The organism is Streptosporangium sp. NPDC006013 (genome assembly GCF_040614275.1).
Classification (GTDB): domain Bacteria; phylum Actinomycetota; class Actinomycetes; order Streptosporangiales; family Streptosporangiaceae; genus Streptosporangium.
Map to the genome: position 1 here is coordinate 1 of NZ_JBEXUE010000775.1, position 3,002 is coordinate 3,002.

Here is a 3,002-nt window from a genome sequence, read left to right on the forward strand (position 1 = left end):
CGACTCGGGCTGACCGCGTTGCGGGAGCGGCCGGGCGGGGCTCTCTCCGGCGGCCAGCGCCGCCGGTTCGACCTCGCGTTCGGGCTGGTCCACAACCCGTCACTGCTCTTCCTCGACGAGCCCACCACGGGCCTGGACCCGCAGAGCAGGGCCGGCCTCTGGGACCAGATCAGGGACCTGCGCGACAGTGCCGGCCTCACGGTCTTCCTGACCACGCACTATCTCGAAGAGGCGGACACGCTCGCCGACCGCCTGTTCATCATCGACCACGGCGTGATCGTCGCCGAGGGTACCCCGGCCGAGCTCAAGGGCGGCACCGGCACCCTCGACGACGTCTTCCTGTCCATCACCGGCCGCTCCCTGAGAGACGACCCGCCAGGTGGTGAGCCGCCCGGCGAGTCCCGCGCGCCCGGCGCCTCCCGGGAGGAAGGCGAGCTTCACGCGCCCGGCGAGGTGCCCGGTGGTTCCCGTGAGGGAGGCGCGACGGCCTTCAGGGTCCGCGCCGCCGATGGAACGGCCGACGGCCCGGCGCTCACCGATGGAACGGCAGGCGGGCGGCGAGAGGCTCGCGCGGCGGGTGAGGAGCGGTGAACGGCTCGATGGGCGTCGTCCGCGACACCTGGCTGATCTTCCGGCACAACGTCCGGATAGCCTTGCGGCAGAAGGCGGGGATCGTCTTCGGGGTACTGCAGCCTCTGCTCTATCTGGTGTTGTTCGGCCCGCTGTTCGCCACGATCGGCACCTGGGAGACGCTGATCCCCGGCCTGCTGGTCCAGGTCGGGCTGTTCAGCGCGGGTCTGTCCGGCTTCGGCATCGTCTTCGACGCCGGGGCCGGTGTGCTGGACCGGCTGCGGGTCACCCCGGCACACCGCGTCTCGCTGCTGCTCGGCCGGGTGCTGGCCAGCTCGCTCACCCTGCTGATCCAGTCGATCATGCTGATCGCGGTGGGTTACGCCTTCGGCCTGCGCGCGGCGCTCCCCGGCGTGCTGCTCGCGCTCGCCCTGATGACGCTGCTCGGGGTCAGCCTGGCCGCGCTCTCCAACGCGATCGCGCTCGTCATGGACCCTGACGCGTTCGCGCCGGTCATGAGCACGGCGGTGGTCCCGCTGGTCCTGCTGTCCGGTGCGTTCCTGCCGATGTCGATGGCGCCCGGCTGGCTGGACGCGCTGTCACGCCTCACGCCGTTCCGCTACGTGCTGGAGGCCATACGTGAGCTGTTCGTCGGCCACTACGCGACGATGACCGTGGTCGTGGGCGTCGCCGTGACCGCGGTCCTCTCCGTGGTCTGTGTCTCGGTGGGCACCCGCGTCTTCAACCGCGAGAACGCCTGACCGTCGAGGCCGCCGGATGCCGCGTCGACCGCGCCTTTCGGTCCTCCGCCGCGAACCCGGCCTGGCGGTGCGTGCTCAGCGGGCCAGGTCGCGAGGGTGTCCCGTCAGCGCGCCGTGCCGGCTGAGAAGCCGCGTGATGACCGACGCCAGCCGATCCCTGTCGGCGTCCGGCAGTTCACCCGCCAGGGCGTCCAACCGTACGGTCACGTCGCGGTGCGCCTCGACGGCGAGCCGCGTGCCCTCGTCGGTCAACGTGACCTGGCAGGCGCGCCGGTCGCGGGCGTCGCGGACCCGGGCGACCAGACCGCGACGCTCCACCCGATCCACGAGCCCGGTGAGGCTGGACTTCTCCAGGTGCAGGAACCGGCTGAGGTCGGTCATGCCGACCGGGCCGCCGATCAGCATGCAGAGCAGTTGCGTCTGCTGTGGGGTGATGTCGTGGTCGCGGCTCACGTCGGCGAACACGTGCTGCACCAGATGCGACATCCGCACCAGTGCGGCGGCGAATCCCAGCTCCGCGGTCGCCTCGGTAGTCGTGGTCATGGCACCTCCCGGTCCCCAGTGTAGTTGACGATGGTTTGCTCTACGAACTAATGTCGTTCGTATAGCGAATATTTCGTTCTACGAACTAGAGGTGCTCCATGACCGCGAGTACGCAGCCGGGCGGCGAGCCGGCCACCCGGCAGGCGAGCGGCGACGCGCCGGGCTCGGACCCGGGCAACACCAGGATCCTGATCGCGCTGGTCACGGCGGTCTTCGGCTACTCCCTCATGCAGACCGTGGTGGTTCCCGCCCTGCGGCTGCTGGAGCGCGAGCTGGACACCACTCCCACCTGGTCGGCCTGGATCCTCAGTGCCTTCCTGCTCTCCAGCGCCGTGCTGACCCCGCTCCTCGGCCGGATGGGCGACCTGTACGGCAGGCGGAGAGTGATGACCGCCGTGCTCGTCGCCTACGCGGCCGGGATGGTCGGAGCGGCGCTCGCCCAGAACATCGGCCAGCTCATCGCCGCCCGCGTCGTCCAGGGGGCGGCACTGGCGGTGGTGCCGCTGTCGATGGCGATCCTGCGCGAGGCGCTGCCCCGCGGACGGCTTCCGTTCGCGATGGGCCTGGTCTCCGGCATCGTCGGGGCCGGAGGGGGGACGGGCCTGGTGGTCGGCGGGCTGCTGGCCGACCACCTGTCCTGGCGCTACCTGTTCGTCCTCGGCGCGCTGCTCGCGACGATCAGCCTGCTGATGGTGCTGCGCTGGGTGCCCGCGAGCCGTCACACCGTGACCGGCAGGCTCGACCTGCCCGGGGCGGCACTGCTCGGTCTCAGCCTGGTCGCGGTGCTGCTCGCTCTCACCCAGGGGCCTTCCTGGGGCTGGACGTCGGCGTCGGTGCTCGGCCTCTTCGCGCTCGGCGCGCTGCTGTTCGCCGTGCTCCTGGTGGTGGAGCGGGGCAGGCGCGAAGCGCTCGTCGACGTCGGCGAGCTGGCCGACCGGCCGATGCTGGTGACCCATGTCGCCGCCCTGCTGTTCGGCGCGGGATCCTACTTCTTCTACCTGGCGATGCCGCTTCTCGCCCAGCAGGACCCTGGGCGGCGGGGACGCCACGGGCCGACACGATGCCGGCGGGCGAGAGATCCCCGACCGTCAGGATGAGGGGTAGCCCGGAGAAGGGACGCCCGGCATC

Annotated in this window: 4 protein-coding genes; 3 read left to right on the forward strand and 1 reads right to left on the reverse strand. The window is 71.2% G+C overall.

Features of this window, described 5'->3' with window-relative positions; translation table 11 throughout:
- Both ABZ260_RS49305 and ABZ260_RS49310 read left to right on the forward strand, forming a co-directional pair.
- The coding region (locus ABZ260_RS49305) for an AAA family ATPase (RefSeq protein ID WP_355632402.1) at positions 1-591 on the forward strand (591 nt) is incomplete at its 5' end.
- On the forward strand, positions 588-1,331 hold the full coding sequence (locus tag ABZ260_RS49310) for an ABC transporter permease (protein WP_355632405.1): 744 nt from the start codon (positions 588-590) through the stop codon (positions 1,329-1,331). The genes ABZ260_RS49305 and ABZ260_RS49310, both read left to right, overlap by 4 nt.
- 75 nt (positions 1,332-1,406) lie before the next feature.
- Here ABZ260_RS49310 and ABZ260_RS49315 read toward each other — a convergent pair whose 3' ends face one another.
- Positions 1,407-1,874 (reverse strand): MarR family transcriptional regulator, encoded by a 468-nt coding sequence (locus ABZ260_RS49315; RefSeq protein WP_355632408.1) that lies wholly within the window; start codon positions 1,872-1,874, stop codon positions 1,407-1,409.
- A gap of 98 nt (positions 1,875-1,972) precedes the next feature.
- On the opposite strand from ABZ260_RS49315, the gene ABZ260_RS49320 reads away from it, so the two are divergent.
- Positions 1,973-2,971 carry an MFS transporter gene (locus ABZ260_RS49320; protein WP_355632412.1) on the forward strand — a complete coding sequence of 333 codons (999 nt, stop codon included), beginning with the start codon at positions 1,973-1,975 and terminating at the stop codon, positions 2,969-2,971.
- Positions 2,972-3,002: the final 31 nt, after the last annotated feature.

Excerpts from the sequence above, each read along its gene's own strand:
- ABZ260_RS49315 (WP_355632408.1), bottom strand. The coding sequence starts at position 1,874 with ATGACCACGACTACCGAGGCGACCGCGGAGCTGGGATTCGCCGCCGCA.
- ABZ260_RS49320 (WP_355632412.1), top strand. The coding sequence starts at position 1,973 with ATGACCGCGAGTACGCAGCCGGGCGGCGAGCCGGCCACCCGGCAGGCG.